This window comes from Fusibacter fontis (genome assembly GCF_055378735.1).
On record NZ_AP042445.1, the window covers coordinates 16,488 to 42,523 of the forward strand.

At 37.0% G+C, this 26,036-nt stretch carries 23 protein-coding genes; 10 read left to right on the forward strand and 13 right to left on the reverse strand.

What is annotated here, in order from left to right:
* The first annotated feature begins 12 nt into the window (after positions 1 to 12).
* Positions 13 to 2,127, forward strand: coding sequence for a ribonuclease R (gene rnr / locus ACZ41W_RS00070; RefSeq protein ID WP_464312851.1), 2,115 nt, complete (start codon positions 13 to 15; stop codon positions 2,125 to 2,127).
* Between the two features lie 122 nt (positions 2,128 to 2,249).
* The gene (locus ACZ41W_RS00075; RefSeq protein WP_464312852.1) at positions 2,250 to 3,080 is read left to right on the forward strand and encodes a Cof-type HAD-IIB family hydrolase; all 831 of its coding nucleotides are present in this window, start codon (positions 2,250 to 2,252) and stop codon (positions 3,078 to 3,080) included.
* A 143-nt stretch (positions 3,081 to 3,223) separates the two neighbouring features.
* Here ACZ41W_RS00075 and ACZ41W_RS00080 read toward each other — a convergent pair whose 3' ends face one another.
* Positions 3,224 to 3,823, reverse strand: coding sequence for a nitroreductase family protein (locus ACZ41W_RS00080; protein ID WP_464314296.1), 600 nt, complete (start codon positions 3,821 to 3,823; stop codon positions 3,224 to 3,226).
* A 329-nt stretch (positions 3,824 to 4,152) separates the two neighbouring features.
* Between ACZ41W_RS00080 and ACZ41W_RS00085 the strand changes: the two genes are divergently transcribed.
* Genes ACZ41W_RS00085 through ACZ41W_RS00100 form a run of 4 tightly spaced genes read left to right on the forward strand, consistent with a single transcriptional unit; the run spans position 4,153 to position 7,074 of the window.
* Positions 4,153 to 4,743: a TetR/AcrR family transcriptional regulator gene (locus ACZ41W_RS00085; RefSeq protein WP_464312853.1), complete on the forward strand. Its 591-nt coding sequence runs from the start codon at positions 4,153 to 4,155 to the stop codon at positions 4,741 to 4,743.
* 29 nt (positions 4,744 to 4,772) lie between these two features.
* On the forward strand, positions 4,773 to 5,621 hold the full coding sequence (locus ACZ41W_RS00090) for an ABC transporter ATP-binding protein (protein WP_464312854.1): 849 nt from the start codon (positions 4,773 to 4,775) through the stop codon (positions 5,619 to 5,621).
* The gene (locus ACZ41W_RS00095; RefSeq protein ID WP_464312855.1) at positions 5,618 to 6,361 is read left to right on the forward strand and encodes a hypothetical protein; all 744 of its coding nucleotides are present in this window, start codon (positions 5,618 to 5,620) and stop codon (positions 6,359 to 6,361) included. The genes ACZ41W_RS00090 and ACZ41W_RS00095 overlap by 4 nt, the downstream gene beginning before the upstream one ends.
* Positions 6,358 to 7,074 carry a hypothetical protein gene (locus ACZ41W_RS00100; RefSeq protein ID WP_464312856.1) on the forward strand — a complete coding sequence of 239 codons (717 nt, stop codon included), beginning with the start codon at positions 6,358 to 6,360 and terminating at the stop codon, positions 7,072 to 7,074. The genes ACZ41W_RS00095 and ACZ41W_RS00100 overlap by 4 nt, the downstream gene beginning before the upstream one ends.
* Positions 7,075 to 7,145: 71 nt before the next feature.
* Here ACZ41W_RS00100 and ACZ41W_RS00105 read toward each other — a convergent pair whose 3' ends face one another.
* The 3 genes from ACZ41W_RS00105 to ACZ41W_RS00115 form a co-directional block, all read right to left on the reverse strand.
* Positions 7,146 to 8,210: a copper amine oxidase N-terminal domain-containing protein gene (locus ACZ41W_RS00105; RefSeq protein WP_464312857.1), complete on the reverse strand. Its 1,065-nt coding sequence runs from the start codon at positions 8,208 to 8,210 to the stop codon at positions 7,146 to 7,148.
* A gap of 121 nt (positions 8,211 to 8,331) precedes the next feature.
* Positions 8,332 to 9,201: a radical SAM/SPASM domain-containing protein gene (locus ACZ41W_RS00110; RefSeq protein ID WP_464312858.1), complete on the reverse strand. Its 870-nt coding sequence runs from the start codon at positions 9,199 to 9,201 to the stop codon at positions 8,332 to 8,334.
* Positions 9,202 to 9,397: 196 nt separating this feature from the next.
* A complete protein-coding gene (locus ACZ41W_RS00115) occupies positions 9,398 to 9,862 on the reverse strand; it encodes a GNAT family N-acetyltransferase (RefSeq protein WP_464312859.1) in 465 nt (154 codons plus the stop codon).
* A gap of 276 nt (positions 9,863 to 10,138) precedes the next feature.
* Here ACZ41W_RS00115 and ACZ41W_RS00120 point away from each other — a divergent pair, with 276 nt between their 5' ends.
* From ACZ41W_RS00120 to ACZ41W_RS00130, 3 genes are all read left to right on the forward strand, one after another.
* Positions 10,139 to 15,943, forward strand: coding sequence for an S-layer homology domain-containing protein (locus ACZ41W_RS00120; RefSeq protein WP_464312860.1), 5,805 nt, complete (start codon positions 10,139 to 10,141; stop codon positions 15,941 to 15,943).
* Between the two features lie 280 nt (positions 15,944 to 16,223).
* Positions 16,224 to 16,958, forward strand: a complete 735-nt coding sequence (locus ACZ41W_RS00125; RefSeq protein WP_464312861.1) for a LytR/AlgR family response regulator transcription factor — start codon at positions 16,224 to 16,226, stop codon at positions 16,956 to 16,958.
* Positions 16,958 to 18,277: a sensor histidine kinase gene (locus ACZ41W_RS00130; RefSeq protein ID WP_464312862.1), complete on the forward strand. Its 1,320-nt coding sequence runs from the start codon at positions 16,958 to 16,960 to the stop codon at positions 18,275 to 18,277. Before ACZ41W_RS00125 ends, ACZ41W_RS00130 begins: the two co-directional genes overlap by 1 nt.
* A gap of 16 nt (positions 18,278 to 18,293) precedes the next feature.
* Here the strand turns inward: ACZ41W_RS00130 and ACZ41W_RS00135 are convergent, their stop codons facing one another.
* From ACZ41W_RS00135 to ACZ41W_RS00175, 9 genes are all read right to left on the reverse strand, one after another.
* Positions 18,294 to 19,208 (reverse strand): GGDEF domain-containing protein, encoded by a 915-nt coding sequence (locus tag ACZ41W_RS00135; RefSeq protein ID WP_464312863.1) that lies wholly within the window; start codon positions 19,206 to 19,208, stop codon positions 18,294 to 18,296.
* A gap of 117 nt (positions 19,209 to 19,325) precedes the next feature.
* A complete protein-coding gene (locus tag ACZ41W_RS00140) occupies positions 19,326 to 19,703 on the reverse strand; it encodes a hypothetical protein (RefSeq protein ID WP_464312864.1) in 378 nt (125 codons plus the stop codon).
* A 145-nt stretch (positions 19,704 to 19,848) separates the two neighbouring features.
* Positions 19,849 to 20,214, reverse strand: coding sequence for a RidA family protein (locus tag ACZ41W_RS00145; protein WP_464312865.1), 366 nt, complete (start codon positions 20,212 to 20,214; stop codon positions 19,849 to 19,851).
* Positions 20,215 to 20,247: 33 nt separating this feature from the next.
* Positions 20,248 to 20,634 carry a DUF3795 domain-containing protein gene (locus ACZ41W_RS00150; protein ID WP_464312866.1) on the reverse strand — a complete coding sequence of 129 codons (387 nt, stop codon included), beginning with the start codon at positions 20,632 to 20,634 and terminating at the stop codon, positions 20,248 to 20,250.
* 44 nt (positions 20,635 to 20,678) lie between these two features.
* Positions 20,679 to 21,608 carry a helix-turn-helix transcriptional regulator gene (locus ACZ41W_RS00155; protein WP_464312867.1) on the reverse strand — a complete coding sequence of 310 codons (930 nt, stop codon included), beginning with the start codon at positions 21,606 to 21,608 and terminating at the stop codon, positions 20,679 to 20,681.
* Positions 21,609 to 21,649: 41 nt separating this feature from the next.
* A complete protein-coding gene (bglS, locus tag ACZ41W_RS00160) occupies positions 21,650 to 22,435 on the reverse strand; it encodes a beta-glucanase (protein WP_464312868.1) in 786 nt (261 codons plus the stop codon).
* 200 nt (positions 22,436 to 22,635) lie between these two features.
* Complete coding sequence (locus ACZ41W_RS00165; RefSeq protein WP_464312869.1) at positions 22,636 to 23,367, reverse strand: amino acid ABC transporter ATP-binding protein; 732 nt, start codon at positions 23,365 to 23,367, stop codon at positions 22,636 to 22,638.
* On the reverse strand, positions 23,351 to 24,154 hold the full coding sequence (locus ACZ41W_RS00170; RefSeq protein WP_464312870.1) for an amino acid ABC transporter permease: 804 nt from the start codon (positions 24,152 to 24,154) through the stop codon (positions 23,351 to 23,353). The genes ACZ41W_RS00165 and ACZ41W_RS00170 overlap by 17 nt, the downstream gene beginning before the upstream one ends.
* Entirely contained in the window at positions 24,154 to 24,945 is a 792-nt protein-coding gene (locus tag ACZ41W_RS00175; RefSeq protein ID WP_464312871.1) for a transporter substrate-binding domain-containing protein, read from the reverse strand. Before ACZ41W_RS00175 ends, ACZ41W_RS00170 begins: the two co-directional genes overlap by 1 nt.
* Positions 24,946 to 25,285: 340 nt before the next feature.
* Between ACZ41W_RS00175 and ACZ41W_RS00180 the strand changes: the two genes are divergently transcribed.
* Positions 25,286 to 26,035, forward strand: coding sequence for a phosphoribosylaminoimidazolesuccinocarboxamide synthase (locus ACZ41W_RS00180; protein ID WP_464312872.1), 750 nt, complete (start codon positions 25,286 to 25,288; stop codon positions 26,033 to 26,035).
* The last annotated feature ends 1 nt before the right edge of the window (position 26,036 follow it).

The following is a 26,036-nucleotide window of genomic DNA, read 5'->3' on the forward strand; positions in this document are numbered from 1 at the left end:
TAGGGAGGCTATATGAAAAAAGAAGATATCATTGACTATTTAAAAGCGCACTCAGACAAAGCATTCCAAGAAATGGATCTATTTTTAGCGATGAATGTTGATCCCATTGATCGTTCTACTTTCGTAGCAAGCCTAGAAGCATTGGATGATGAATCTAAAATCATCAAAACAAAAAAAGGAAAAATTGCTTTACCGGAATTTTTCCAGATTTATGTTGGACGCATTCAAATTGCCATGAGAGGATACGGCTTTGTCATCGTAGAAAATGTTGAAATGAAGGACATTTTTATTCCATCCGATGCACTCAATAGTGCAATGAACGGTGATAAAGTTCAGGTAAAACTCACCAAAGTTGGTGGACCGGAGCAAAAAAGTGAAGGCGAAGTCATTAAAATTGTTGAGCGTGCAAACACAGTCATCGTTGGAACGTACGAAGAAAGTAAGAATTTTGGATTTGTCGTTCCAGATGATCAAAAGCTAAGAAAAGATATCTTCGTTTCAAGAAATCAAATGTTAGGAGCAAAACACGGAGACAAAGTCGTGGTTGAGATTAGCAAATGGCCTGAAGATCGACGTAATCCCGAGGGAAAAATCGTGGAAATTCTCGGTCAGACAGGTGCACCTGGCGTCGACATTTTATCCATTATTCGGACATTTAAACTCCCAGAAGTTTTCAGTAGCAAAGTGCTGGATGAAGCAGATCAAATTCCACTGGACGTTACAGACGAGATGACGCGTGGAAGAGAAGATTTTAGAAGTTATAAAGTTATCACCATTGATGGAAAAGATGCGAAGGATCTAGATGATGCGGTACATGTGATCAAACTGGATAACGGTCATTATGAGCTGGGTGTTCATATTGCAGATGTCACCAATTATGTGAAAGAACGCTCGAAAATTGATAAAGAAGCGCTTTCACGTGCAACCAGTGTCTATCTACTCAATCGCGTAATTCCCATGCTGCCTGAACGATTATCAAATGGAATCTGTAGCTTGAACCCACAAGTGAATCGATTGACATTATCTTGCATAATGGAAATCAATGATTCAGGTGAAGTGGTGAAACATCGTATTTGTGAAAGTGTCATTAAGACCGTTGAACGCATGAATTACGATGACGTTTCAGATATTTTAGAAGATGCATTAACGCCGGCACTTAGAACGCGTTATGAGCATATTTTAGAAGAACTTGAGCTGATGAAAGACTTAGCGCATAAACTCAAACAAAAAAGAGAGCGTAGAGGATCCATTGACTTCGATTTTGCTGAAACCAAAATTCAACTTGATGGAAATGGGAAACCGATTTTCATCGGAAAAGCTGAAAGACGAATTGGTCATAGAATCATTGAAGACTTTATGCTTGCAGCAAATGAAACAGTGGCTGAGCATATGTTTTGGTTAGAACTCCCTTTTGTTTATAGAATTCACGAAACGCCAAGTCCTGAGAAGATTGAAGCGCTCAATAAATTCCTCAATCATTTTGGTTACAAAGTAAAAGGAAATGTCGAGGAAGTTCATCCGAAAGCGATTCAGCAACTGATTGAAGAAGTAACGGGTAAGAAGGAAGAACATGTCATCAGTAAAATGGCCCTTCGCTCTCTTAAACAAGCGAAGTATTCCCCAAATAACGATGGTCACTTTGGTCTATCCGCGAAGTATTATTGTCATTTTACCTCGCCAATTAGACGTTATCCTGACTTACAAATCCATCGTATCATCAAAGAAATGATTGCTGGAAAACTCAGTGAAAAACGCATCGCTGAACTGAAGAAAATCGTGGAAGAAGTTTCGATTCAAAGTTCCGAAAAAGAGCGTAATGCAGAACTCGCTGAACGTGAAGTGGACGATATGAAGATGGCTGAGTACATGATGGATCATATTGGCGAGACCTTTACGGGCATTATTTCTTCTGTGACTTCATTTGGATTGTTTATCGAACTCGATAACACCATTGAAGGGCTTTTAAGAGTGGATAACTTAGATGATGATTTTTATGTATATGATGAAGCAAGATTGCAACTCGTCGGTGAAAGAACGCGAAAGATTTATGCACTTGGTGATGAAATCGAAGTTGTCGTTACAAAAGCAGATCCAGCACTTAGAGAGATTGATTTTGAGCTCGCATAGTCACAAAGGAATAGATTAGCGCAATAAAAATAAGGTCGGCACGATAAGTATGGTATCAGCGCGATTAGATTGATATCAGCACAGTTAGTATTTAGATCAGCACGATTAGAATTGAGGACAAGATGAAACAAAAGTTAATTATATCGGATATTGATGGAACGCTACTGAGAATGGACAAATCCATCTCTGAAACCACTCGAAATGCGATATTCTCCTATATCGAGCAAGGACATCCATTTGCCATTGCCACGGGTAGAATGCACGCTGCAGGAAAAATTGTCACGCAAAAGCTCGATTATGACGGATTTCTCATCTCGTGTAATGGCGCTGTAGTCAAGCATTTGAAGACAAATGAAATCATCCATGCAGTGGAGATTCCACAAGGAATTGCAGCTAAAGTGACAGAAGTATGTGAGAAATATGGTGCGTATTTTCATTACTATGCAATTGATGAGATTTTTGCATCAAGAAGATCGCATTTAGCGCTCAAGTACTTTGAAGAAATGCCGTCTCTTCCTGAACAATTTCAATTTCAGATTGAGTTTGCATCAGATTGCGGCATGAAGATGATCGAGTATATTGGAAAAATTCCGATTTATAAAATTGGTGTTTATCATGAAGATGCTGAAACATATCAATCACTCATGAGAGAAGTCCGTGCGATAGAGGGCACACAAACATGTATGTCACTTCAAACTTCATTTGATGTCATGGCGCAAGGCATTTCAAAAGCATCTGGAATTGAAGCCATTCGTCAACACTATCAGATTGAAGTTGAAGATGTGATCGCTTTTGGCGACAATGAAAACGATCTGGATATGATTTCGTATGCTGGAAAGGGTGTAGCCATGGCAAATGCCACAGAGGCACTTAAATCTGCCGCTGATTTTGTCACTAAAAGCAACGATGAAGACGGCCTGGTATATGCACTTGAACAACTGATGAACGAGTAACATCTAAGAACGAATAGCACCCAATAAATGAAATAAAGCCTGTAAGTTCTAACCTTGGATTATTCCTTGGTTGAGTTACAGGCTTTTTTTTATACACTCATAATAGATGTATTTTTGTTGAGTCGCTAAATGATATTATAGATTTATCTAAATACCTTAATTCGCTCTTCCAGAGGTGAAAACTGTTTTTCACTCGGTTCAGCAATCGGTTTTCCAAAAGGCATCTGAGCAATTAATTTCCAGTTGCTTGGAATGTGCCAATGATTTTTGACGTCATCTTCAACGACTTCGTTATAGTGCTGAAGAGAAGCACCAAGACCTTCAGATTCAAGTGCAGTCCATATAATGTATTGATTCATTCCGCTGGATTGTTGCGACCAGACTGGAAAATTGTCTTTATAGAGTGCATATTGTTTTTGAAGGGATTCAACAATGCTCATGTCTTCGAAAAATAGAAGGGTGCCATAGCCGTTTTTGAAAGCAGCCATTTTTTGCTCTGTTGGTTCAAAGTGATCAGCTGGAACGATTTTTCGTAAGGATTCCTTTGTCATGTCCCAAAAGTGATCGTGTTGCTGTCCAAATAAAATAACGACTCTAGCCGTTTGTGAGTTCATTGCTGAAGGGGCGTGTTTCACTGCGTGTGAGACAATTTCTTCAATTCTTTCATCACTGATAGGTGATGCTTTACTAATTCCATAATAGGATCTTCTTCCCTTTACTGCTTCTAAAAATGATTGATTCATCATGCTGTCCTCCGGTTGTTTTTAATTTAATTGTATACGATTTAAATACCCCAATAAATTTCAAATAAACATTCAAATTTAAAAAATCATCCAATTTAAAAAATCATCCAAATTAGAAAAATCATCCAAATTAGAAAAATCATCTGAATAAAAAATTCATCAGCAAAGGATGAGATAGTTGACAGAGCAATGGCAAAGATTTATACTATCTATGTGTGACTGAATAAATACATTTGGTCAAATAGACAAATGCAGTTTGACAGTCTTCACAACGCTCTAGCACTTAAACCATCATAAGTTAAATAGATGGATATCATTTAGGAGGTATCGTGCCAAGATCATTTACTGATAAGGAAAGACAGAAAATTGATGAACAACTAAAAGCTGTGGCGAGAGCAATGTTTTCGCAGTATGGAATCAAGAAGACAACTGTTGATGAAATTGTGAAGCGAGTGAATATTCCCAAAGGAACGTTTTATCTTTTTTATGCATCCAAGGAAATGTTGCTTTATGAAGTGGTTTTAGAAGAACAAGCAAAGATTCAAAATGAATTGATCGACACCTTGTCAAAAATAGGACCAAGCATGTCAAAATCACAATTTTCGCAACTTATTTTTGACTTATTTAAAAAGACAACGCGTTCGTTTCTCTTTCCGCTATTAACAAGTGGAGATTACGAATTATTGCTTAGAAAGTTGCCACAAGAAGCATTGGAACGCAATATTCAAGAAGATGACCAAAGTATCGAGCGGCTTTTTTCTTTGATTCCAGGGGCACAAGGTAAGGATTTAGCGCCATATAGTGGCGCTTTGCGTGGTATTGTTCTTATGATGCTGCATAAATCGGAAATTGGTGAAAACATCTTTGACGAGACAATCAAACTGCTGATAGACGGCATTACAGAAAAAATATTCGAGTAAAAAACCTGCCATGAAAAAGGAGCATAAAGATGATTCAAGTAGATGAATTAGCATTTAGCTACACAAAACAACCGTTCATAAAAGATATTTCCTTCGTTGTAAATAGAGGAGAAATTCTGGGATTTTTAGGACCTTCAGGCGCTGGAAAAACAACTCTTCAAAAAATACTCATCGGGATGTTGAAACATTATCAGGGGTCTGTTCGAGTTAACCAGATGGAGGTCAAAAATCACAGCCGGTTATTTTATGAGAAAATAGGGATTGACTTTGAATTTCCAACGTTATATGAAAAATTAACAGCACGTGAAAATTTAACATTTTTTGCATCATTATACCAGTCGCAAAAAAGAGATGTCGATGAATTGCTGGCATCGGTTGGACTCGAAAAGGATGGGAATAAAAAAGTACTAGAGTATTCGAAAGGAATGAAAAGTCGGCTTAATTTCATTAAAGCTTTGGTACATGATCCAGATATTCTATTTTTAGATGAACCAACAAGCGGTCTGGATCCTACCAATAGTCAACTTATGAAACAATTAATATTGGCAGAAAAGAAAAAGGGAAAGACCATTATATTAACCACGCACAATATGCAAGACGCAACAGAATTATGTGATCGCGTTGCATTTATTATTGATGGTCAGATGAAGGCATTGGATTCTCCAAGAGAACTCATTTTAAAAAAATCTGCTGCACTCGTTGAATATACTTATATGGAGGGAGATTGCGAAATCGTTAGAAGATGTGACATCTCCCAGACTGGAAATGATGATCATTTAAAGCGGTTGATTTCAGAAAATAGACTAATCACCATTCACTCGAAAGAACAGACACTTGGCGATGTTTTCATGGATTTGACAGGAAGGGTACTGACATGATGCAGATACAATTTACTTTCAAAAGAGGGGTCAGTTTATTAAAGAATGACCTGCGTTTCACTCGAAAATATGGAATTGTTTTGCTCTATATTATTTTAACGGTAGTTTATGCGCTTTTTATTCAAGTGATTCCAGAGACGTATCGACAACGAGTAGGAGTCTTTCTTATTTTTACAGATCCAGCAGCTATGGGCTTGTTTTTTATGGGAGCGTTTTTTTTGCTTGAGAAGAGCCAGAGAGTCAATCACGCATTGTTTGTGAGTCCAATTTCAATAGATGAATATATGATTTCAAAAATTGCGTCACTGACGATATTAGGTGGGGGATCTGCTTCAATTATTGCCTATTTTGCCAATATATCCGTAGTATATGCAGTTTTAGCGGTTGTTTTATCGTCGACATTATTTTCGATTTGTGCGATAGGAGTTTCGGTTAAAACAACAAGTCTCAATCAATTTGTTTTAGGGGTTGTTCCATTTGAAATCATCATCTGTCTACCTGCAATTTTATATCTTTTTGATGTGATTCACAGCAAATGGTGGCTAATTCATCCAGGGGTATCAACGATTCAATTGATTATGACTTGCGGAGAAATGCTTGAACAGATGGAACAAACCACTTATATCATTGCAAACATCATCAGTGTCATGTCACTGTTATTTTGGGATGTCTTGGCATATGTTATTTGTCGAAAAATGGTGGAAACCTACATGCAACAACTAGGAGGCGGTAAAATATGAAAGGACTTATATCCGCATTTGGACAGTTTCTCAAAAATATTTGGGGAGATTACATGCTAGTTGTTTGCTTATTTGCACCAATTTTAATGGGGAGTGCATTTAAATTTGGACTCCCTCAAGTCGAGCGGTTGTTGGTACAAATCGTTCATATACAGGTTTCACTTGAACCCTACTACGTTCTTTTTGATCTGCTACTGACCTACATGACACCTCTGATGCTTTGTTTTGCAGGGGTGATGGTGATGCTTGAAGAACTTGATAACGGAACAGCAAAGTATCTCATGGTCACACCAATAGGAAAATTTGGGTACATCTTTTCACGCATTGGCATGATTACGGGCATCTCAATTCTTTATAATATTATAGTGACTCAAGTTTTTTCATTAGTAATTTTCAAAATGAGCCATATTGCATTATTGGCATTTTTAAATTCCATTATTGCAATTGACGTTGCAATGCTCGTTATTTCATTTGCAAAAAATAAAGTAGAGGGAATGGCATTAATTAAATTGAGTGGTTTTATGATCGTTGGATTTATCGCAGTGTATTTTGATCAAAGTCCTTACCTAGCCATATTTGGTGTGTTACCAAGTTATTGGGTAGGAAAAATCATCATACAAGGAGAGTTCATCCATATCATGACGTGTTTATTGGTATCATGCGTGTGGATGTGGATTTTGAGTAATAAGTTTTCTAGACGGGTATTTCAGTAAAAACTAAAAATAAAAATTGAAAATAAAAACGAAGTGACCTATAAATTTAGATCACTTCGTTTATTTTTTTGCTATTTCATTTTCAATGTGACAGCATCATTATCACTATAGAGTAAGTTAAATAGTGAAGCAGGGACGTAAGTTCTACCTTCGATAATCTCTGCTGGAGCGCCCAGTGAGAATGAAGCTGTTAATCCAAGCGCTTGACTACTCGCTTTGAAATATTGATCTTCTCCAATGTAAACAGTCGTTTTAACGGTTCCATCATCGAGCAAAATGCTTTGATCTTTCGCATTCCATGTAATTTTAAAGCCCAACGATTTTGCCACTGAACTGAGCGGCACCATGAGATGTCCATTTCGATCTAAAACCTTCTGGTTTGTCATGGTAATCGTTTGTTTGTTGATCACTAAATGAAATGCATCCAGTCCAGCCCAAGGCGTATAAACGGCTCTAGGTCCGAGGCCTTCTTCTTGACCCACTAAAACTGCTTTTGTCGCACCTGTTTGACCGGGATAGCTCATTGCGACGATGTCGTACCAAATAAAGAGTTGCGTTCCGACTTTTATATCAGATAACTGTGTCATTTGTTTTGTTTTATATGGTGAAAGGGGCATGTCTTTTGTAAATGTAACGATTAAATCGCCTTCTTTATTGAGCGCTCTGATTTCACCGTCTTTTTGTGAAATGATTTCTTTAATAGTAAAGAGTTGTGCGCGGCTTGCTTCTTTTTCGATTTCAGTCACAATGGCAATTGCATGCGATTGTGGAGGTAAACTTCTCGTCATAGCGGCACTGTAATAAACAAATACCGAATCATTTACTTTTAGACCAGTGAGACTAGTTGGAAGTCCAGTTTTGTTGCTGATGATCAAGGTCTCATCAGAAATATTAAGAACAATGTCCATTTCATTAACCGTCACCAATAACTGATTGTTTTCAAGTGGTTTTTTTACGACTGCTTCACCATGTAAGTCAGTTACTAAATTTTGTGGTAACTGAGCTAATGCAGTTGAGTTAACATCTACATTTACATTTACATAAGCATAGCTACTAACGGGTGATAAAAAAGTGAAAAGTCCAAGACTCAGTGTTAATGCCATGGCGATAGCGCCATTTTTTTTTGTGTGTTTCATAATTGCCTCCGTTTTGTATCGTTTAATTTTGATTTCACAATTAGGACGCGATATAGTTGCAAAAAGTTCCGAATATCAGAAAAATTTTCTATCATAATTTGAAACTCAATTTTCACATTCATTAAAAACGACGTGCATAACCGCATTTTTTACAGAGTTCTTCTTGTACTTGTCGATTGGTAAAGCCTTTGATCATATTTTGTGCGCGCTTAGATTCAACGATTTCTTTTAGCGGTGTTTCGTATAAATTTCCGAGCGCAATCGTCCCTTCGCTATCCAAACAACACGGTACCACGGTTCCGTCTACTAATATTCCGATATGATCTCTAAGACCATAGCAGAAAACCGATTCAACTTGATCCTCGCGATCTATATCCGGCCACTCAAATTTCTCTGCCTGATTGATGTATATATTCTTGAGCAGATTGCCACCACGATAGGTTTGACACTTTTCTTTTATTTTAAACTCAAGATTGAGATGCGATTCGAGTAACTGAAAAATTGCGTCGTTCCATTGATTTGCGCCTTTAAGCGTATCGGAATCAAGGTTCCAAAGACGAAGTGAAACCACGAGATTGGACTGGGCCTGTGCTTTAAGTGCGAAATCTGTAATAGATTGAATATAGTGCTCCAGTGAAAGTGAATGTGCGTTGGCTTCAAAACTGCTGAGTGAAATATTCACTTGCTTAATTGCGGGTGATTGTATGAGTAAATCCATTTGCTCAGAGATCAATACGCCATTCGTAGTAATGTTCACCTTTAAATCGTTCTCGTGACAAATGGTGAGAAAAGCGGCTAAGTCAGGATGTAGCAAGGGCTCTCCCATAAGATGAAAATAAACCTGATCGGTCAATGGTTTCACTTGCGAGATGATGTATTCAAATGAATCTACTCGCATCCATTCAGGTGATCGAGAAGTCAGGGGGCAAAAATCACAGTTCAGATTGCATACATTGGTAATTTCGATGTAAATCTTTTTAAAGCGTTTCATGTATGGGTCCTTTCATGGTAGAAGAAAATCGGTCATTTTAATAGGAATAATGTCATGGTATCTCATCTAAGCGAAAATTACAATGAAATGACGACAAAAAAAGACTGGTTCAGAAGAACCAGCCCTTTTGGTAATTAAAAAAATAATAATTATATAGGATATCATTATATTAACAAAATAGTTTGAATGTGTCAACCTAATTTTCATTCGGGTATTTGAGGCTATATTTGATCTCGCCATCTGGGTTTAACTCATTTTGGCTGACAAATCCAAAAGACTCATAAAACTTTTGCGCCACAACATTATCTTGTTCAACCGTCAATTGAATTTCAAGGCAGTTCGTGTGCTTATTTTTGATAAAAGTCAATATTTCTCTAAAAGCTTCACGCCCAATGCCACGATTTTGGTAATTCTTATCAATAAAAAATCCACCAATCCAATAGTCGTCATGAGTACTTGGCGTATACGAAATGTAAAACGCGCCTACTAACTCGTCTGATGCATACAAAAGATAGGGGTCAAAGCATTCGTCCCATGGTTTTATATAGGCAAAAGCAAGCGATTCAAGAATGGACGGAACAAATTTTTTTTGAGAATTAAAGACATCTAGTTTTAAGGCGTCTTGAAAATTTTTTTTAGTGTATTCAGATATCGTGATCATAAAGGCTCCTTGTTGATGGCAAATGAAGTTAACAAAAAAATTAACAGTAAAAATTATGTAGTTAGGAATAGTATATTTTTTTCATTTCATGTATGCAATATATTTTTTCTATTGACCACTCATGCAAAATAATGACCACTTATACGGCTCTTATTGATAGCATTATAATAAAATGGTATTTTGTAACAGGCTGTTGTTTTACAATCATATGCATGATTTTGATATCATGCATCGTAAAATAAATGTTTAGCGTAAAATAAATTTTGTGGAGGAAATATGAAAAAAAGAATACTAAGTCTGTTGCTATGCTTGTGTATGGCAATCAATTTATTGTCCATGTCAGCATGGGCAGATGAATCACCAGAAGTGAAACTTGGTTTGGAAACACTTGTTAAAAACAAGTTTTACACGGTCATTGGCGATCAAATAACAGCTCATGATGAAGCGCCTGAGGTGGGGGGGTATTTACTATATGACATCACCGATAACGGTGCGAATTTAATGGTTTTTGGTGATGTTACTTATACTGGTATGAGTTCAGGTCTAACGATTGAAGGTACAATCTTAACACTATCTGGAACAGGGTCATTGTCTATTATCAGCACAAATGCATATGGCGTGCTAGGACAAAATGGAAGTTTGAATGCGTCAAACTTTTCGGGTTCGTTATATATTGAATCTCAGACAAATCAAGCCATCGTTAATTGTGATTCAGTTTCACTTGTAGTATCCGACACGCTTTCGATAAAAGGCAATAATTCAAGTGCCACTGTAAATTGTAACGAAAATATCGCTTTAGTAGGTGGTCAAGTCCAATTGACCAATCAATCAAATGGACAATTAGCGACTACTGGCGGTTTAAATATTTCGATTCAAGCGCTGAATGGCGATTTGAGTATTCAAGGCAATACACCTTTATCGCCAATTTTAATAGCAGATTGCTATGAAGGCGGAAAAAATGGCACGGTAAGTTTATCTTCATCTGGAGATATAACTGTGACGAATTTTGGAAATGGTATAGCAATTGACAGTAAGCTCATTGTTCCAAATGCAGAAAATCTTTCTGTGAAATCAGCTGGTAGCGGCTCAGCAATAGAAGGAGATACAGAACTTAGCGTCAATGGCAGTATTGAGATTTCGGGGTGTAGTTTTTTACCAACAGTTCTAGGAAATGTCGCTATTACTAAGGCAACTGATGTTACGATTCTAGGCACTGGACCAACTCCGACAATTGGTAGTTCTGCGAATATCAACGCTACTGGAGATATTTGCATTAAAAATATGATGAATGGAATCGCAGTGGGTGGAAATTTAACTGCAACATCAACTAATGGTTCTGTAACAGTTTCTAGCATCTATCCTAGTGTTCCTGCCATTGGAGGTTTTGCCACAATCACGGCGGACAAAGACATCTTAATTTCTGCTCAATTCGCAATTGATATTGCCGGTCAAGCAGAGCTGACTTCAGTAAATGGCATGGTGATTAGAACCACTGAATCAGGAACGAAAATATTTAAAAATGGCAATCCAATTGACGCGGTTTATGGTGGTGACATCAGTGACAAAGGATTGAATATTTCAGGAAAGACGGCATCTGGAGACTTGGATACGCAGTTTAACATGCCAAGCAACACAACTTGTTATAAAGCGGGAAGTGGCTATGTTTTATTTACGCCTAAAACAGCTACAGAAAATGCAAAACTAGAATTCAATCATGCACAGATTACCACAACTTCGACCGTTTTGATTTTACCTGACTCAGAGCCTATTGATTTGATTATCACGGGTGACTCAGAATTAACTGCAACTGGTAATGGAAATGTCATCAATGCCAATGGCCAGTCGCTTAATATAATTGGAGAAGGGAACTTAATTTTAGCAGGAAAATATTATGGAATCAACGTCAATGGTCTAGGTTCTGTTAATGCAGATCTTAAAGGTGATTTGATTTTCAATACAGTTTACCAACCAATTAGTACTGCGGGAGATATTCATCTTTCAGCAAATTCAATTCAAACGATAGACAGTTATCCATTTTATGGTCAAGACATCTCATTAACTGCAACTGAGGGAGATGTTAACCTAAAGGCTAAAAATTCATACTCTGGAGCTGTAAATGGTAAAAATTTGACCCTTACTGCAACGAAAGGCAATATTATCGTCAATAATGTCGACGCGTCAAATGATTATACGATAAAAGGAACAAGCTGCATTATGAATGCATATGGTAATATTATCATAAATAGTAATCGTGGCGGAATTTATACGGAGGGAGGTTTAGTTGAAATAACCTCTCAAATAGGCAGTGTTACAATGAACTGTATGACATCGCAATGCGTCCGTGGAGATAATAAGGTCACCATTCAAGCAGACAAAGATATCGACCTTCATAATGAATCCATGGGAACTTCTGCTGGGATTTATGGACGTGAAACACACATTACGACAAATGGAAAATTTTCATCCATTAGTGATTATGGATTACAAACTAGGGACTTGACAATCAAAGCTCGCGAAGTTGTGCTTGAAGGTACTGCTCAAGATGCAATTCAAGCAAATCAAGTCACCATAACCAATCCAAGTGGTGATAACTGTGAGAAAGTAAAACTTGTATCCACAAGTGCATATTCAAATCGCGCAGCGCTTTATGCAACAAAAGATGTCCTAATCAAAGCGGATGAGGTGTTTATTTATGCGAACAATCAAGCAAAAGCGATTATTGCCTCTCAAAATGTGAGCATAGGTGATAAGGGATTCATATTAGGAAACATGCAAGTTATTGGAAATACTGAATTATCACCTGAAATCTTGGTTGGAAAAAATGGTGGAGATATTTCACAGATCGGTCTTGACTTATCGACGCCTCCAACCGAAAAAACCATTTATCTAGCAGGTGCTGGCTATTTGTCGTATCAACCTGCACTTGGAGATACACCTAGTATGGCGACTCTTCACGATGCGACCATTTGCATAAGTAAGAATGGTGGTGCAGTCCTCAATCTCGGCACAACGGAAGTTCTCAAACTTGAAGGTAAAAATTCAATTGAAAATACTCAAGAAATAGGCGGCGCAGCTATTGTTAACGAAGTGGGTAACCTATTAACAATTGAAGGGACCCCGCATGATTCACTAGAAGTTTTCGGTTATCAAGGCATGCTGATGAATGATTTAACTATTTCAAATACGCATCTTACTACAAAGGCGAGACTATGTTCATTATCTGTACTAGGAGATCTCACTTTGAAGAATGGTGCAAAAGTATTAGTGGATGAAAGTGGATCGAATCAAGTTTTAGCAGTGTATGGAAAGATTCCAGGAAGTGGAAATATTAAACTCGAATCTGGAAGTTGTTTAAATGTCAATCAAGGAGCATTTGTTCAAAATTCGCTTATTATATCTGACAATAGTAAGGCTTATTTTGAACGAGGTAGAGTGGATGTTTATAAAAACATTCAATTAAGTGGGGCTCAATCTCGGTTGAGTATTAGTCAAGTATCCACTGTTAATGCAGTCAATAATGTCTCAATTGACAATCAAGCATCAATTCAAAATGAAGGGATTCTGACATTGCGTTTGGGAACCTCGATAGAGACTATTAAAAGTTATCACCTATCGGGACGAGGTGTTGTAAGAGTTGCAACTGAAAACGACTCTGAAGGTTCGTATCCAGTAAAATGGGATACGTATGCAAATGACGGGACACAGCTTATTGAAATCAGTCAACCGCTAGATTTTATCAATGTTGACCACAGTCATAGAACTTTAGAAAATGATGGTTATACATTCGATAACAACACGCTGGTGCTTGGTAATAACACTATTTTACAAGAGCAGATTTCTTTACCAGATCAAGTGACGATACATGTAAATGGTCATTCGATTATCAATGGATCAGTGTTATTTAATGGACAATATCCATGTGATTTGAACGTGTCTGGAGATGGAGAGCTAACCATTGAAAATGATATTGTGAATGGTCAGGGTGGTCAAATGACTGTATCAGGTGGATTAAATTTGACTGTAAATGGATCTGTAAACATCGGAACAAGTGGAGGAGCAAATAGTGCATTGAATGTCATTGGAAACGGTACAACCTTGAATGTTGTATCCGATAGTAGCAGTGCTATTTTATTTGAATCAGTTAATATTGACGGAGGCGCTTCAATTTTCGCAAAAGCAGAAGGCGTAGGTGGCGTAGGCGTCACTGCGTTGTCGGGTGGAGTTAGCGTCTTAAATGGCTCGACACTTTCGACAAGTTGTGACTATGGCGTATATATTACGGATGGAAAATTAACAGTAGATGAAGATAGTAAACTGATTACAAATGCTGCAGTTGCGCCATTCTGTATCCTAGATAAGACTTCAGCAAAATCACAGAGTGACTTGATTTCTCTTTCTGGAATACCAGCAGGAACAGAAATTCAATATGTAACAGGAACTGAGGATTTTTCTGGTATTCATCGCAATTACTATAGTTTGGTAGACAGCGGAAATACGCTTCAAGTTACAGAAGAAAACAGTGAACCGGTGACACTTTCAGGGGCGATTAGCGGAAGAAGTATTGAATTTTTTGCACCAGATTATGCCATTAACGTTCATAATGATGGCAATGGAACTGCTAGTGCAACACCTACGACAGCTAAACAAGGAACTGAAATCACTTTAACAGCGACACCGAATGCAAAATTTAAGTTTAAAGAATGGCAAGTGATGAGTGGATCTATTGTGATTGTTAACAACAAGTTCACGATGCCAAACAGCGACGTTACCGTACGAGCAATCTTTGAAGCAGTACCAGATGAAACTCCGGTAAATCCGCCAGTGAATCCGCCGATAAATCCGCCAGTGAATCCGCCAGTGAATCCGCCAGTGAATCCACCTGTACCTGCACCGGAAACATCTAATCCAGGTTCAGTTAAAACGACAGATGGTACTATTCAAGATGGTATTTTGAGTTTTCACATCACAGAAACGATGGCTCAAGAAGCGATAAAATCTTTAAAGAGTCAAACAAAGCAAAATAAATCAATCGTATTTAAAGTATCAAATGCAGCAGTGTATCATAGTGTGATTTTGAGCATAGATGAAAAGGCACTTGATTTGTTTAAAGCTACATCAGGTATGTGTGTAAAAATAGAAACAAATATTTTTGAAATTGCACTCAATTCACAAACGCTTTCAGAGATGGAGGCTAAAACCACGGGAACTGTCTCTATTTGGGCGATGAAACAAACGAAGGGACTCGACAAAATTTCGAATGATGTAGGAAATTACCCAGCCTTTGAAGTGACCGTTCGATCTCAAAAAAATAACGAAACACAATTATTGACGCATTTTGATAAGGGCATGTTAACCATCGGAATTCGTTATGAAGCAACATCAGGTGAAGCGACAAATCAACTCTTATGTTATAAAATGAATCAAGAGGAATCATTGAACTGGATACCGAATTCCGTTTATTCAAAGGGAAAAGTTGTCTTTAGAACACAGACGCCATCGATCTTTGGAATCGGTAAAAAAATGAATGCTAGCGCTTTAACAGATGTGGATCAACATTGGGCTCAAGATAAAATTCACTTTGTTTGTAATCGTGATTTATTGAATGAGTCCGGGAATGGTTTATTTGCACCAAATGTTCCTGTTACACGTGCAGCATTTATAATGGCGCTTGGTAAACTTGCAGATGCTGATGTGAGTCCATATCATACATCCAGTTTTACTGATGTACAAAGTAGCGATCCTGCAATGCCATATATTGAATGGGCAGTTGCAAATGGTGTAGTTAAAGGCATCGGAAATCGTCAATTTGGTCCAAATCAAGTAATTACACGCCAAGATATGGCTGTTATGATGAGTCACTTTGCTCAAGCGACACAGTATTTGCTTCCTGAAAAAATGACTTTGGCAACTTATGCAGATCAAGATTCGATTTCTGGATACGCAAAAGAAGCCATCTCAGTTGTTCAAAAGTCAGGTATTATGAATGGAAAAGAAAATCTGAAATTTGATCCTAAAGGAACGGCAACTCGAGCAGAAGCCTCAGCGATTCTTAAGAATTTGATTGAGTTAATTGCAGAGTAATAAAATGAATAGGACTCATTCGTAACAAATCATAAATAGCAAATCTAAAAAAATTATTTAGCAATTTAAGTCACTGAGGTTATATAAATCAGTGGCTTTTTTGTTTATAATTTTGGTTATAATAATCTTAGGTTATTTTCATAAAGTTATTTTTATTGAATGATTTATGAGTCCGGTTTTTATAGTATAATGAGGTTAAAAGAGTTAAAAAGAGTTATAAAGAAATAATATAAACGGATGAGAAACAGGACATATAGAAATTTTGAAAGGGCGATATACGTTGAAAATTGCAATTGTAGATGACTTAATTGAAGAACGAAATGAGATTATGAATCAAATCACCGCATATTTCATGAAGCATATGGAGCAATATCAAATAACACCTGAATTTGACGAATTTAGTAGTGGTGAAATGTTTCTGACGCATTTTAAACCTAAATACTATGATTTGGTGATTTTAGATATTTATATGGATCAGCTTAGTGGAATGGAAACCGCTGAAAAGTTGATAGTTTTAGATAAGCAGTGTAAAATTATCTTTTTTACGAGCAGCACGGATCATATGCTGGAAGGCTATGGTGTTCATGCGCTTGGATATATTTTAAAGCCGTTAAATCAACATCAAAAAGCACTTTATAAGGTTTTAGACTATTTTGTAGATCTATTAGAACTCGATCGAAATGGCGTAATGGTAAAAACAAACTCAGGAGAACAGTTTGTACTTTATAAAAACATCGTTTCAATTGAAAGTTCAGTGAGACATCTCTATTTGTATATGCCAACTGAAACGATTAAGGTTCAAGGAACCTATTTAGAACTGGCTCCGACCTTACTTAAAGATGGACGGTTTTTAGAAACCTATCGAAATCTACTCGTTAACATGGATTATATTGAGAAACCGTTAGAAAAAGATTTTCGTTTGAAGACGGGAGAACTTGTGCCAATTAGTCGTCGCAAGAAATCAGAAGTCTTGGAAAAATACACACAATATTTTATTCGAGGAAGAGGTTTTTAATGGATTTTTTGTTGATTCTCGTAGCTATCACGGTAGTACAGATACCAGGGCTGATTCTGAGATATTTACCCTATTCAAATGTGCTCTCATCGCGTGATAAAAAAAGGTTGTTACAGTGGTATGTTTTAGGACTTATATGCCAAATTATGGTGGTACTGCTTATTACAAAAGGGCATTCAAGTGGCATGACACCGCTTACCTATAAAAGACTCTTATTCATTTTATCGACGATTTATGTTGGAATAAATATTTACATCATCAAGGGATCAGTTTATAAGCACATTTTTATATATGGTATGCAAGGTGGTTATAGTCTTTTTATTCACTCGATTGTGGCTCTCATTGTCCATCATTATAGTGACTATCTTTCGTTATCGCATGAGATCGTCCTTCAAACCACGGGGTACATGCTCTTATTTGGCATCTTTTTTATACCGTTTTGGAAAAAACTAAAAAACTCGATTATATTTAATAGTGCTCTTACGGATTCTTACTACTGGAATACGATTTGGATGATCCCGGCACTTGCAATTTACAGTGATGCAATGGTCACTATGAATCATGAATGGATTAATAGTTTTCCGCAAGTCCTTTCACGCATTATGACTGCAGCTTCTCTCATCATTTCATGGAAATGGATTACGTTAGATTTTCAATCACTTGAAAACATGTTACATCTTAAAAATACCAACCAAGTACTTCACATGCAGACAGAAGCACTTTTATCTCAATCTCGAATTTTAAATGAAGCTGAAAATAAAATGCGAGTCTATAAACACGATATGCGTCATCAACTGGGAATTTTGACTTCTTTACTCGTTCACAACAATCAAGAAAAGGCGTTGCAGTTGATAGAGACATTGAATAACCAGATGATGATGCCACTGCCTGTAGTGTATTGCAGAAATACCATGATTCAATCTGCACTTTCCATTTATCTCGCAAAAGCTCAGGATTATGAGATTCCAGTGAGTGTACAGTTTGATGTTCCAGAATTTCTACCTTGGGAAGAGAGTGATTTAGCCATTTTAATTGCAAATGCTTTTGAAAATGCCATTAACGCCAGTGTCGCGCAGCCTTCTCGAGAGCAAAAAATAGAGCTGAGTGCACGTTATCATGCACAACAGCTCGCGATTGTTGTGAAAAACAAATTTTATGGTGACGTTCAATTTAGTAAAGAGGGTTTTCCAGTTACGGATCGTCCTAATCATGGTACAGGCGTGCATTCTATGTTATCTATTATCAATAAATACAATGGTCACGCGAAGTGTTCGTATAAAGATGATTGGTTTGAATGGACTTTTTTACTTGTTGAGTAATCGTTGGAGTGTTTGGTTAACATTGTGTGGTCAATAAATGCTCATCATAATAAGTTACTTTGTTTCTGCCATTTCGTTTTGAATGATAAAGCGCCTGATCTGCATTGTGGATTAACTTCTGAATGATACTGAAATCATTTGCATCTTCTGGAATGAGGCAATATGCGCCAAAACTTGAAGTAATGCGCAGTTGAGTTTCACCAAAAGTGAACACATGTTTTTCGATGATTTCACGCATTTGACTGGCTTTTTTTATAAGAATTTCCTGACTAGTATGAGACATAAAAATCAAAAATTCTTCTCCGCCATAACGAACAATCCAATCTTGACTGTCCCGAATCAACCCTTTAAGTAGGCGAGAAAAAGCAACGAGGAGTTGATCACCAATGGGATGACCATAAGTATCATTTACATTTTTAAAAAAATCAATGTCTGCCATGATAACGCCCATTGCTGTCTTAGAGGTATAACTTCTCACATATTCATAAGGAAATCTTTCATCCATAAAGCGGCGATTGTAGAGTTGAGTAAGTGGGTCTGTGATTATCTCTCGATTCATCTGATTGATTTTAGCGATGATTTCGTGTTCACTTGTAAGTTCTTTTAACTCTAGAAGATTTTCATGTGTCACATCGCGAATTAGTTCAATTACTTGAGAATCTTGTTGCTCATTGTCCATGGGTACAGCCGTTATCATAAACAATTTATTGTCATTATATTCAAGCTTCATGACAACTTTTTTATCTTGAACTGCGCGCATAGAAATGCAATTTTCACATGTGGATGTCTTTCCCCAAATTGTAAAACATTGATTATCTCCAGCATTACATTGTTTTTTAATGGGGTTAACGATTCTTACGATGTCATAAATTTTCAATAAGATGCTTTCATCAATTGGAAGTCCGTCAATCGTTAGTTTTGAGCTCTTCATACAAGGCCTCTTTCTAAAAGGTTTCTTATACTATATATACACGACATTTGAACGATTACGCAGAAATCCTAGTATACGCAAAAATCATCATCTAAAACAACTAAGAAATCCTATATTTTATAGAACAGAATGGATTGCTTTTGCGAGATTGTCCGCTTGCGCCGGTTGCATGCGAAACATCAGAGTTTGATTGTCTTTGAGTTCAATATGTAGCGAATGTTGCATAAATACAATTTTAAAACTGTTTTTATAAGCTCTTTTAATATGCTCTTTTGGAATGATGAGCATGCCACCCTCTATGTTTTTAATCTTTAAGCCCTTTGTGAATATTTTATTTCCTAAAACATCCATGATGGTATCATCTGTTTGAAAAATGACACCATCGCTGTACACTTTCAAAGTGCCATTGACAATGTTTTGGCTAAGCCCTCTGAATGTTTCGCTCTCTAGCTTAACGACATATTTTTGCTCTAAAATCAATCCTTCTGCATTCATAAAATTCTCCTCTCTCATACCGCTTAAATAGGTTAATACAATATAAGCATCAATCTATTATCGAATCAATCTATTATAGTATCAATCTATCCTAATATCTTTATTATTCTACTTAAAGAGAATTTTGTAAATAGAAAATCGTCCTTTATTTCTTTGCACAAATGGCATCTAATTGAAATAACAACCCATATTCACCCTCTGGATGCGCAAACTCTGTTTGGATGGACTTTCTTGCAGGGTAGTTGCCTTTAAAACGCTCTTTTAGAACTTTTTCCATCACAGGTATATCCCAGATGTTGCGAAAGAGGCAGTCGATTTTTAAAACAGAATCCAGTGTTTGGCCAAGACTATTGAGTCGTTTTTCTAGATGGTCAATCGCACCGTTGATTTGATTTTCTATGGGTTGATCTACATTGCCGACACAATAGCTCATAAATAATAAATCTCCAAACTCCACGATGCCTGCATGTGCCCAATCGTCGTTGATTTCATATCGTTTAATTTCTTTCATAATAGTAACCTGACCTTTCTTAGTTTATTTGTCTTATTTAGAATGATGGATGCTTGAACGTAATAATTCTTTAATCTCATCTTTACTGTTTAAGCAATCATAATCACCTTTTGAGTGATTTTTCTGGTGATATTTGATACCTTTTTCATCATTTGTTTTTAGTGCCTCAATTAATATTTCTATTCCATAGTCTTTAGAAAATTCAACAAATGCACAGACTCTTTGATTTTGAAACATCTGTTGATCACACGGATATTGAATACAAGCAAAACAACCATCTATTTGTTTTTCGTGACAACACTTTTTAATTTTGCATGTCTTTGATTTAGAAGGTATGCACCCTTCACAAGTTTGATCAATTTTTGCGTTACACAGTTCACATGCGAGCCCGCAACTTCCCATCATGAATTCATTTTTCATAATTGACACCTCCTAATAGGAGTATATCAAACCAAACCCGACAACTATGTGTCGGGTTTGTTATAGAGATTCAATATTTTTTTTGAATGGTGTATGATTTCGTCTCTTATTGAAATTGGATATAATACTTCAATACTATCGCCAAAACTTAATACAAAGGCAAACCATTTTCTTTCTGTTTTGATAATTGGAGTAGAAATTGTGAAGGTTTCTTCGTCTTCTGAAATGACGGTATAGGTATTAAAATACTCAGTAAATCCAACAAATGAACTCCTTTGGATTTTTAGTGTCAGTGAAATCATTTCTCTTGTATCATTTTGCATCACCAGTTCAAAATAATCCGTTTGATTGCAATGAACGGTGGAGAAAGAACTGCTTAGCTGATTCAACTCATTTATTCGACAAAGTTTATAGACGCGATATTGTTGTTTTTCACAATGGTAGCCGATTAAGTACCATGAATACCATTTGAATTTAAGTTGAATGGGCTCAATCACGTGATGTTTAACTTCATTTGAAGCATTCGTGTAGGAGAATTCAATGCGTGTCTTTTGTTGAATAGATTGTTCAATGATGGGTAAGTAGGACATCAGTTTTTTATTTTCTTTAACAATACTTAAATCAATTGATGTGGAAATTGAATCTTTTGAATAAACCAGAGAATTTACTTTTTCCAGTGTCTTTTTTGCCATCTCCTGCTCATGAGTAGAATTCCATGCTATAAGTGCACTTTGAAGTATTTTTAGATCGTGATCTGAAGCAGTTTGTTTTGAGAATCGATAATGATCCATGATTTTATACCCGCCATTGCTACCTCTTAAGGAAACAATGGGAATTCCAGCCATATTGATGCTTTCGATATCTCTTTGTATGGTGCGTTCAGATACTTCAAATTTTTCTGCAAGTTCTTTACCGGATAGGACATCTCGGTTTAATAAATAGGTGATAATTCCCAGTAGTCGTTCTAATTTCATGGAACCTCTTTCATTGTAATTTACATAGATGAGAAATGTACTTAATTTGATTTTAATGGTGTATATTGAATCCAGTCGTATGTGGCACTAATTGGCGTCTTACCATCATATTTTCCTAGCCAGTGATCGACACCTGTACCAGGCCAAAGATTGATCATAATGTGGCCTGGAGTTGTTGGAATATCTACGTCTGCGGTGTGAACAGCACGGCCGTCAACATACCAAGTAATGGAATCGGGTTCCCAAAGAAAACCATACTCATGAAAATCCTCAGCAGCATCGAATCCAAGATCATAGAGGGTTTCACCGCTTGGTTTTTTTCCATCCGTATAATAATTAAACTGTACTTTTGTGGTATCTTTTCCTAAAAATTCAATATCAATTTCATCCCAAGGCTCATCTTCACTTGGTCCTATATACGTAAAAAATGAAGAGACAATGCCGATGTTCTTAGCAGGTTTCATACGTACCGTATAAAGTCCATGTCCAAAGGTTTCAATTGTACGGTATTCGCCACCAGAATAGCGAGGTGTGAGAGATAAGGGTTCTTCAAGTAAACTTAGAGTTAATTGACCATCCTCAAATGAGATATTATCTTTTCTCCAAGTACAATCGAAAACGGAACCGTTGGAGTAACCATCTGAGCATTTCCAGGTAGCATCATTATATGTATCTAGTTCATCCATAAAAGATTTTGATGAAGGTTCCTGTGGCGACTTTGAGGATTTACTTCCTGAACATCCAGTTAATGGGATGCATGTAAGTAAAATAAGGATAAATAGTGAAATAAGAATAATTAGTGAAATAAGTAATAATGGTTTCTTCATGTCATACCACCTCCGCAATGACACTATTATAGTGTATTCAGCCGCGAAATTCAAACAACAAAAAATAAACACCCGCTTCTAATGGCGACCATTGAGATACGGGTGAGTCTGATTGAGCTAAACATCCATCAAATCGCGGATGAATTGCTTATATGAAGCGCTAATATGAATTGCTTATATGAAATGTTTATATGAATCGCTTACGAGTCACTAAAATTCAGAACTTTGGCAAGAAAGTTTTGAAATGATGCTGTTTGAGGGGCGTTAAAGATCTCGGGCGTACCATGCTCAATGATGTGCCCCTCTTCCATGTAGATGACATAATCCGCAACGCGCTTCGCAAAGCCAATTTCGTGCGTAACGATGATAAAATCGCGCTCTTCACTGACGAGTTTTTGGATTGCTTCTAGAACTTCATAAGTGAGAACTGGATCAAGTGACGAAGTGGGTTCATCTAAAAACATCAGTGCAGGTTCAATTGCAAGCGCTCTAACAATGGACACCCTTTGAGACTGCCCGCCGCTAATTTGGTGGGGTTTCTTAGATTGGTGTTCCGTCAGACCAAATTTTTCAAGCAGCGCAAGAACGGTTGGAAAAATCTCAGAACGAGAGCGTTTATGCACTTTTTCTAAGATAATGCAGATATTCTCAAGTACAGATAAGTGATTAAAAAGATTGTGATCTTGAAATACAAAACCGACGCTTTTTCGGTAAGCTTCTAAATCCGTATGTGAAAGGTCATGTCCGTTAATGAGTATGCTACCGCTATCATAACTTTCAAGTCCTGCCATTAGTCTTAAAAGGGTTGATTTTCCACTTCCAGACGCACCGATAAGAGCAAGTGTCTTCACATTTTTTATGTCAATGCTGAGATGGTCTAAAATGACTTGATTGTTATAGGTCTTTACGAGTTGATCAATATTGAGATTCATGGCCACCCTCCACTTTGAGTTTGTCTTCTAGATATTTAATGAGATGGATCAGGGGAACCGTGAGAATTAAGTAACCAATTGAGACGACGACAAAACCTTCTGAATACGCAAATGTTGCAGCTTGAACGGTCTTAATAGCATTTAAAAACTCATCTGTTGCCATATAGGAGAGAAGTGCACTGCCTTTAATCGTCAGTGCAAATTGCCCAGTGAGTGGCGGTAAAATCTGCCGAAATACTTGGGGGAATATCACATAGCGATAGGTTTGAAATCTAGTAAATCCAAACATTTTAGCCGTTTGCCATTGATTGGGATGTATGGACTGCACTGCGCCCTTATAGATATCTGAGATATAAGCGCCAATATAGAGCGCAAGGGTCAAAGCGCCAATCCAAAATTTGGATTCGAGTCCAAAAGCGTTGCCGATGTAATAGTACCCAACGATGGCGATCACAAGTAAAGGTGTTCCAAAGATGATATCTTTGTGAATCATCGCCAAGTATTTAAATACATACAGATGGGATTGTTCCATAAAATATAGCGCCATTCCAACCACAAGAGAGAGGACTAACGCGATAAAGCTCACACCAATTGTCGTTAACCAGCCGCGATAGATGACCGTTCGATATTCCCAGTAAGGACTGTAATCTAGAGCTGCGCCAGAGGATTTTGCAAGGACAAAATAGATGAAACCGACGTATATGCCCATTGCTAAAAAAAGGCCAAAGGCCTTCTTTTTTTTGTTTTGGTTCTTTTTTTGATTTGAATGAGAGGGAAGTGTCATCATTAGAAGAAAAACTCCAAGTCGTATTTTTTAAATTCTTCAATTTTATCTTTTAGGTAAGTGTCGCGAATTTTGTCAAAAGTCCCGTCGGTTTTGGCAGTTTCGAGAAAATCGTTGATTTGATTTAGAAGTTCAGTGTTGCCCTTTTGAACGACAATTCCCCACCCTTGTGTATTGGGAAGAGGTTCATAGATAACTCTAGTGGTATCTGGATAGTTTTCTTGATGCCTAATGATCGAAAGAGGATCGTAGATAAAGACATCTGCTTTTCCTTGTGAAACTTCGAGGACTGCGCTTGCTTCTTCGTCGATATTTTTAATTTGTGCATTCGGAGCATTGGCTGCAGCCCATAGAGCGCCGATTGTACCTGTTTTAGAGGCGATGATGATATCGGGACTATTGAGATCTTCATAAGACTGAACCTTAGAATCCTTATAGACGAGCATAAACAGTTGGCTCGTGGTGTATGGGTCGGAAAAATCAACTTTTTTGAGGCGTTCTTCGTTGATGGTCATCGAAGAGATGATCAGGTCGATTTTACCTGTTTCAAGAGCTGGAATTAAGCTTGCATAAGGTGTATCGACGATCTCAATTTCAACGCCTAGAGATTTTCCAAGTTCTTTTGCCATCATGACAGAGACGCCATCTGGCGAGCCATCAGTGGCTTTCGTTTCAAATGGTGGATATTTTAGTTCCATTCCAACTTTTAATGTTTCTTTATTGCCAGTGTCTGTTGATGAGCAGCCTGCAAGTATAAATGTAGCGATCAACAACACGATGATGATTTTTTTCATTTTATGCCTCCTTGAATATTGAATAGAGTGTATGATTACTGTATTCAATTGTTATCCAAAATTTGAGGAGGTAAACAATTTGAATATCATTCAGGACATTTTAATGAGTTTCATTTCAACTTAATAAGTTTCATTTCAACGGATATCCATTAAAAAAGCGGACTCTTATTAGAATTGAGAGTGTTCATGTAAACTAACGGTTGAATATGATGATAAATTCAATAAGTAGATGATTGATATTATATCCATAACTACACTATAATACATAACATAGACAACATTTATTTACATAAAGAAAGGAATCATTTATGGAAAAAATTAACTTCCTGAGAAAGGCATCGTGTTAAACCAATTGTCATTATTTTGGTTCAATTATATCTCCGCTATTCTTCCAAATCATGTTATTTCAACCCATGCAGCTGATTTCCCTACAAGTTTTCAAAGTGAGCATTTCGAATGTCGAAGTATGCTCGTTAGAAAATTAAACATGATCCCAATTGAGTGCATCGTGAGAGGGTATTTATCAGGTTCAAGTTGGAGAAGTTATCTTCAAAGTGGTGAGATATGCGGAATAAAAATATCAGAAGGGATGAAAGAAAGCGAAAAACTATCAACCCCCATATTTACACCTTCAACAAAAGCAAATACTGGAAGTCATGATGAGAACATCACTTTCGAAAAGGTTGTGGAACTTTTAGGACAAGATCTTTCAGAGAAAATAAAGTCTAAGTCGATTGAAATTTATGAAAAATGCGCACAATATGCATTGAGTAAAGGCGTCATTATCGCCGATGCGAAATTTGAATTCGGTTTAGATCGTGATGGTGAACTCTTCATAGCAGATGAAATTCTAACACCAGACTCAAGTCGATTCTGGCTTCTGAGCACATATGAAATAGGCCGTGATCAAGACAGTCTTGACAAGCAGTTTCTTAGAAATTGGTTAAACAAGAATGGGTATCATAGCGTAGTTCCAAATGAGCTTCCACAGTCCATTATAGATCAGACGAGAGAAAATGGGAAAAAGGACATTCCTCTCCAGATATTTCCCTATTGCCCTCATTGGCATCGATTCTTTCTGTTAGTATAGA

Excerpts from the sequence above, each read along its gene's own strand:
- rnr (WP_464312851.1), top strand. The coding sequence starts at position 13 with ATGAAAAAAGAAGATATCATTGACTATTTAAAAGCGCACTCAGACAAA.
- ACZ41W_RS00075 (WP_464312852.1), top strand. The coding sequence starts at position 2,250 with ATGAAACAAAAGTTAATTATATCGGATATTGATGGAACGCTACTGAGA.
- ACZ41W_RS00080 (WP_464314296.1), bottom strand. The coding sequence starts at position 3,823 with ATGAATCAATCATTTTTAGAAGCAGTAAAGGGAAGAAGATCCTATTAT.
- ACZ41W_RS00090 (WP_464312854.1), top strand. The coding sequence starts at position 4,773 with ATGATTCAAGTAGATGAATTAGCATTTAGCTACACAAAACAACCGTTC.
- ACZ41W_RS00095 (WP_464312855.1), top strand. The coding sequence starts at position 5,618 with ATGATGCAGATACAATTTACTTTCAAAAGAGGGGTCAGTTTATTAAAG.
- ACZ41W_RS00100 (WP_464312856.1), top strand. The coding sequence starts at position 6,358 with ATGAAAGGACTTATATCCGCATTTGGACAGTTTCTCAAAAATATTTGG.
- ACZ41W_RS00105 (WP_464312857.1), bottom strand. The coding sequence starts at position 8,210 with ATGAAACACACAAAAAAAAATGGCGCTATCGCCATGGCATTAACACTG.
- ACZ41W_RS00110 (WP_464312858.1), bottom strand. The coding sequence starts at position 9,201 with ATGAAACGCTTTAAAAAGATTTACATCGAAATTACCAATGTATGCAAT.
- ACZ41W_RS00115 (WP_464312859.1), bottom strand. The coding sequence starts at position 9,862 with ATGATCACGATATCTGAATACACTAAAAAAAATTTTCAAGACGCCTTA.
- ACZ41W_RS00120 (WP_464312860.1), top strand. The coding sequence starts at position 10,139 with ATGAAAAAAAGAATACTAAGTCTGTTGCTATGCTTGTGTATGGCAATC.
- ACZ41W_RS00130 (WP_464312862.1), top strand. The coding sequence starts at position 16,958 with ATGGATTTTTTGTTGATTCTCGTAGCTATCACGGTAGTACAGATACCA.
- ACZ41W_RS00135 (WP_464312863.1), bottom strand. The coding sequence starts at position 19,208 with ATGAAGAGCTCAAAACTAACGATTGACGGACTTCCAATTGATGAAAGC.
- ACZ41W_RS00140 (WP_464312864.1), bottom strand. The coding sequence starts at position 19,703 with ATGAATGCAGAAGGATTGATTTTAGAGCAAAAATATGTCGTTAAGCTA.
- ACZ41W_RS00145 (WP_464312865.1), bottom strand. The coding sequence starts at position 20,214 with ATGAAAGAAATTAAACGATATGAAATCAACGACGATTGGGCACATGCA.
- ACZ41W_RS00150 (WP_464312866.1), bottom strand. The coding sequence starts at position 20,634 with ATGAAAAATGAATTCATGATGGGAAGTTGCGGGCTCGCATGTGAACTG.
- ACZ41W_RS00155 (WP_464312867.1), bottom strand. The coding sequence starts at position 21,608 with ATGAAATTAGAACGACTACTGGGAATTATCACCTATTTATTAAACCGA.
- bglS (WP_464312868.1), bottom strand. The coding sequence starts at position 22,435 with ATGAAGAAACCATTATTACTTATTTCACTAATTATTCTTATTTCACTA.
- ACZ41W_RS00165 (WP_464312869.1), bottom strand. The coding sequence starts at position 23,367 with ATGAATCTCAATATTGATCAACTCGTAAAGACCTATAACAATCAAGTC.
- ACZ41W_RS00170 (WP_464312870.1), bottom strand. The coding sequence starts at position 24,154 with ATGATGACACTTCCCTCTCATTCAAATCAAAAAAAGAACCAAAACAAA.
- ACZ41W_RS00175 (WP_464312871.1), bottom strand. The coding sequence starts at position 24,945 with ATGAAAAAAATCATCATCGTGTTGTTGATCGCTACATTTATACTTGCA.